Here is a 4,766-nt window from a genome sequence, read left to right as displayed (position 1 = left end):
CTACAAAAAGGGGTGGGGCGGCAGTAGGCACCACACAAGCGTTAAGGGGAGGGATGAGCACGGAGGCTTCACCCCGAGCTAAGGCTAAGTATAAAAATGGGGGCAGGGAATACCAGCCGGGGGGTAATATTTGGCGAGTCTTTGGCTAGCTCAGCAGTGGTATATTTCGGTATATCGTGCAGATACGCTTTGTACTAAATTGTACTATCATATTGGTTTGCTTTCCCCAGTTTATACTAGGTCAAGAGCGGGGCAGGAGGGGAGTTGGCATTTTATAAACGCCCGTTTGTAAAATGCCAAAACCGTGCTAAATTCGTCTCATGCCTCAATACATTGCCTATTATCGGGTCAGCACCACCAAGCAGGGTACCTCAGGCTTGGGCTTGGAGGCCCAGCAGTACGCCGTCGCCCAGTACGTCCGTGCACCGGGTGAGGTCCTCGCGCATTACACGGAAGTGGAGAGTGGCAAGAAAGATCAACGCCCACAGCTGCTGGTTGCTATTGCTCACGCTCGCCAGGCCAGCGCCACCCTGCTCATTGCCAAGCTGGATCGCCTCTCCCGCAATGCAGGATTTATCTTTGCCCTGCGCGATAGTGGGGTAGACTTTGTCTGCTGCGATATGCCCGACGCCAACACGCTCACAGTCGGCATCTTTGCCGTGCTGGCCCAGCACGAGCGGGAGCTTATCAGCAAGCGTACTAAGGAAGCCTTGGCGGCCCTCAAAGCGCGCGGCGTCGCCCTCGGCCAGCCCGCGAACTTGACGGCCGCAGCCATTCGGCAGGGCCAGCAGGTGCGCGCGCAAAATGCGCGGGAAAACAAGGAGAACCGCCAAGCCACGCGCCTGGCGGTTCTTCTGCGCCAGCAGGGCCATACGCTGCAGCAGATTGCCCAGGAACTGAACGGCGGCGACTACCGCACGCGCCGGGGGAAAGAGTTTGATGCCACAGCCGTCCGTCGCTGCTGCTGCGCCAACAACCGGCACTGGATAAATGACTCCCAATCTAGGCCCCTACGAAGTCACGCCCGCTTGGCGGGTACCCGCTAGAAAGCATCTTCGTTTAGCTTATCGCATGACGGCTTCTACTGGGTAGTTGCAGGTGACGCCGTATCTCACCCAGCCAGACCTTTACCCTCAACAACTGAGCGAATGCCTCTACTACCCGAAAGGCTAGGTCGTACATTAAGCACAAACGTCTTAGCAATAGAACCGGGTCTGCTCTACCTGCCTTTTGCTTCCCCGCTGTATCTTCGGCCCCATGCCCGATAGCACCTTTCTGAGCTTGGCTGAGCAACTGGGCCAGTTGCACACCACCACGCAGCGCGCGGCGGTGCAGCAAGTCAATTACTGGCTCACCGCCCGCAATTGGCTGGTGGGCTATTACCTCACCGAATACGAGCAAGCCGGGCAAGACCGGGCCGCCTATGGCCAGCGCTTGTTAGTGGAATTGGCACGCACCTGCGGGCGCGGGGCGTGCCAGGCCTCTCCCAAACCAACTTGAAGCTGTGTCGCCAGTTGTACCAGGCGTATCCACTGCTGCTGCGCGAGCAGGCTAACGCTCTGCAAGTGGCCGGCCTTTCCCTCCCGGCCATTGGTCAGACAGTGTCTGACCAATGGCCATCGACCACCGCGCACGTCGGCATCGAGCCCGCCCGCTTGCTGCAGCGGCTAAGTTTCTCGCATTTTATCGAATTGTTAGCCCTGGACACGCCTCTGCAACGGGGCTTCTACGAGGTGCAGAGCGTGACCAACCATTAGTCCGTTCGCGAGTTGAAGCGCGCGATTCAGTCGGCCTTGTATGAGCGTACAGGGCTCTCCACAGACAAAACGGCGGTGCTCGCGGCTCATGCCGGCACGCAGCCCCTACAGGTAGGAGACGTGGTGAAAACCCCCTATGTACTTGAATTCCTCGGCCTGGAGCAACGACCCAGCTACAGCGAGAGCGAGTTGGAGCAGGCGATTATTGATCACCTGCAGACCTTTCTACTGGAACTGGGGCGCGGCTTCTGCTTCGAAGCCCGCCAGAAGCGCCTGACCTTCGACAATGAGCACCTGTACGTGGACTTGGTGTTTTATCATCGCATCGCCAGGTTTTCTACTGTCACGTTTGTTGAACGCGCGTTTAGAAACTACGGCCAAACCCTGCAGCCCGTGTTAGAGGCTATTTATTACTGGGGCTTGCGGCACTACACGTGCGCCTACCCAGTGCGCGCCGCTGATTGGCGACAACGGTAACAGCCGCCGGGTGGATGTCCAGCTCACGGCCGGCCAGCGTTTACGGTCGTGATTTCCACCTGCAACCATGTGGTGCCCGGCGATGGCAGCTACCGCTTGTCGTTCCGGAGCTGGTCGGGCACGGCCTACGCCCCGCTGCAGCCCCTGGGCTACGATTATCAGGATGTGATAGTGAACACCAATACCCGCCTAGTGGTGCAACTAGCACCGGTGGCCGACCTGCGCTAGATGCCCGCCAGTGAGTACGACGTATACGGTATGCTCTTTCAGGCCAGCTACGTCCCTAGCTGTACAGCTTATGGTCTTCCCCAACCCCGTACCTGCTGGTGCCGCCCCCGAGGTAGCCGTACAGACTTCAGAAGCACAACTTGTCGACCTGGCCATTACTGATGCGTTAGGTCGCTGTTTATGGCAATGCACGCGAATGCTGCCCGCTGGCACTACGCCCCTGACGCTGCCTGATACCCACCAGTAGCCTGGCCTTTACGTGGTAGCTCTGCAAGCTGCGACGGAGCCCAGCAGCAAAAACTGGTATTGGAATAAACTACCTGGAAGGCACTATACGAGTTAGGCGGCCTCATCAAGTGTAGGCAGGGTGAACAGGGGCAAAAAACCTCTTCTGATCGGGTGTAGCCAAGTGGCGACCTGTTGCCCGATTGGGTGATGCCGGGCACAGTGCCCGACGTTGAAGAGGAGCGGTGATCAAGCCACTTCAACGCCTACTTACAGGCATCCAAATTAAATGGCAAAGCTGGGGGAGATGCTTCTGCAATTTTAGAGTAGCTATTTGCTGAATACGTCCCCCTTGTAGCGCCCGGCAGCAGCATAGATTTGACCGGTTCAACAGTCGTGTACAGTGACCCGGACACTTGTTCTCCATAAAGCACTATTAGTTAACTGTATATCCAACGTGTACTCAAGGCGTACTGTGACTGGTATCCGTGTGACTTACTTCAGTTTCTTAGCCACACTCTTATTGGCGCAACTGTTCATCAGAGAGGGGCGAGACCAGATGCATGAGCACCATTAGCTCGCATTGCGACAAGCGCGGATGGTACAGTGGTCCGGTATGAAACCCCCTTTTTCACACGCATTCATTTGTCAACTAAGTACCGTTCATGACCTTGTTCCTTGCTTCTGCCTTATGCGGCTCTTTACTCCTCGGGCCGTTGACCAGCCGAGCCCAGTCTAACTTGACCCTGTGGTACAGCAAGCCTGCTACTGCCTGGGTTGAAGCCCTGCCCGTGGGCAACGGCCGCATCGGGGGCATGGTATTCGGCGGGGTAGAGGAGGAGCTCATCCGGCTCAACGAGAGTACCCTCTACAGCGGCGGCCCCGTAAGGGCTAACATTAACCCGGCCGCCGCGTCGTACCTGCCCCGGATTCGGGAGGCCCTGCTGCGCGACGAAGACTACGGCAAGGCCAATGACCTGGCCAAGAAGATGCAGGGCTTCTACACCGCCTCGTACCTGCCGCTCGGCGACGTGGTGATTCGGCAGCCGTTCGGCGGCGCGGTTGCCGCCACGTACCGCCGCGAACTGGACCTGGAACAAGCCGTGGCAACAACCCGCTTCACGGTGAACGGGGTGGAGTTCACCCGCGAAGTCCTCGCCTCGGCCCCGGGCAACATTTTGCTTGTCCGCTTCCGCGCCAGCCAGCCAAAAGCCCTGACGTTCGACGTGTCTGCGCGCAGCCAGCTGCGCTTCACCAAGTCCACGAATCGGCGCGGCGAGCTGCTGGTAAGCGGCAAAGCGCCCGCCCGCGTCGACCCCAGCTACTACAACCCGAAAGGCCGGGTACCAGTGGTGTATGAAGACAGCAGCGGCTGCAACGGCATGCGCTTTCAGTATCGCCTGAAGGCCACCGCTCGGGGCGGCAAAGTCACCGTTGATACGGCCGGCATCCACGTCCGCGCGGCCACGGAAGTGGTGCTGTACGTGGCCGCGGCCACCAGCTTCAATGGGTTTGACAAGTGCCCCGACCAAGACGGCCGGGACGAGCAGGCCCTGGCTGCCGCGGCTCTCCGCCACGCGGCCCGCACATCGTACCAACAGCTACGGAAGGCGCACGTGGCCGACTACCAGCGCTTGTTCAACACGTCGCCTTGCAGCTAACCGATACTACCGCCCGGCAGTCGGCCGCAGGGCGGCTACCCACCGATGCGCGCCTGCAAGCTTACGCCGCCGGCGCCTACGACCCGGAGCTGGAAACCCTGTATTTCCAGTATGGGCGCTACCTGTTGCTGGCCGCCTCCCGGCCCGGCGGCCCGCCCGCGAACCTGCAGGGCATCTGGAATCAGGAGCTGCGGGCCCCGTGGAGCTCGAACTATACTATCAACATCAACACCCAGATGAACTATTGGCCCGCGGAGGTCACCAACCTCAGCGAGCTGCACGCCCCCCCTGCTGACGTGGCTGAAGAACTTGGCCGCTACGGGGCGGCAGACGGCGCGGGAGTTCTACGGAGCCCGGGGCTGGGTAGCGCACCATAACTCGGATATCTGGGCCACCTCGAACCCCGTCGGTGACCGGG

At 59.6% G+C, this 4,766-nt stretch carries 8 protein-coding genes and 1 pseudogene; all 9 read left to right on the top strand.

The features are described 5' to 3' along the window. Positions 1-320 precede the first annotated feature (320 nt). Positions 321-1,046, top strand: coding sequence for a recombinase family protein (locus VI25_RS20940; protein WP_072144873.1), 726 nt, complete (start codon positions 321-323; stop codon positions 1,044-1,046). Between the two features lie 211 nt (positions 1,047-1,257). After that, a complete protein-coding gene (locus VI25_RS20935) occupies positions 1,258-1,500 on the top strand; it encodes a hypothetical protein (RefSeq protein WP_052695766.1) in 243 nt (80 codons plus the stop codon). Next, on the top strand, positions 1,473-1,757 hold the full coding sequence (locus VI25_RS20930) for a hypothetical protein (protein WP_055562818.1): 285 nt from the start codon (positions 1,473-1,475) through the stop codon (positions 1,755-1,757). Before VI25_RS20935 ends, VI25_RS20930 begins: the two co-directional genes overlap by 28 nt. 12 nt (positions 1,758-1,769) lie before the next feature. Further along, positions 1,770-2,234 (top strand): PDDEXK nuclease domain-containing protein, encoded by a 465-nt coding sequence (locus VI25_RS20925; RefSeq protein WP_052695769.1) that lies wholly within the window; start codon positions 1,770-1,772, stop codon positions 2,232-2,234. Positions 2,235-2,282: 48 nt separating this feature from the next. Continuing rightward, positions 2,283-2,462, top strand: coding sequence for a hypothetical protein (locus VI25_RS20920; protein WP_045690574.1), 180 nt, complete (start codon positions 2,283-2,285; stop codon positions 2,460-2,462). A gap of 70 nt (positions 2,463-2,532) precedes the next feature. Then, positions 2,533-2,709: a hypothetical protein gene (locus VI25_RS25360; RefSeq protein ID WP_161807006.1), complete on the top strand. Its 177-nt coding sequence runs from the start codon at positions 2,533-2,535 to the stop codon at positions 2,707-2,709. 643 nt (positions 2,710-3,352) lie between these two features. Beyond that, on the top strand, positions 3,353-4,348 hold the full coding sequence (locus VI25_RS20915; RefSeq protein WP_055562817.1) for a glycoside hydrolase N-terminal domain-containing protein: 996 nt from the start codon (positions 3,353-3,355) through the stop codon (positions 4,346-4,348). After that, positions 4,339-4,614: pseudogene (locus tag VI25_RS27345) on the top strand (glycosyl hydrolase family 95 catalytic domain-containing protein); the annotation flags it as partial. The gene VI25_RS20915 and the pseudogene VI25_RS27345, both read left to right, overlap by 10 nt. 43 nt (positions 4,615-4,657) lie before the next feature. Beyond that, positions 4,658-4,766, top strand: a 109-nt coding sequence (locus tag VI25_RS29075) for a glycosyl hydrolase family 95 catalytic domain-containing protein (protein ID WP_410503452.1), incomplete at its 3' end; no start/stop codon positions are given.

Source organism: Hymenobacter sp. AT01-02 (genome assembly GCF_000961955.2).
GTDB lineage: Bacteria > Bacteroidota > Bacteroidia > Cytophagales > Hymenobacteraceae > Hymenobacter > Hymenobacter mucosus.
Note: the sequence above shows the minus strand (reverse complement) of the source record. Positions and strands in the feature narration are given on the sequence as shown.

Excerpts from the sequence above, each read along its gene's own strand:
- VI25_RS20915 (WP_055562817.1), top strand. The coding sequence starts at position 3,353 with ATGACCTTGTTCCTTGCTTCTGCCTTATGCGGCTCTTTACTCCTCGGG.
- VI25_RS20940 (WP_072144873.1), top strand. The coding sequence starts at position 321 with ATGCCTCAATACATTGCCTATTATCGGGTCAGCACCACCAAGCAGGGT.
- VI25_RS20935 (WP_052695766.1), top strand. The coding sequence starts at position 1,258 with ATGCCCGATAGCACCTTTCTGAGCTTGGCTGAGCAACTGGGCCAGTTG.
- VI25_RS25360 (WP_161807006.1), top strand. The coding sequence starts at position 2,533 with ATGGTCTTCCCCAACCCCGTACCTGCTGGTGCCGCCCCCGAGGTAGCC.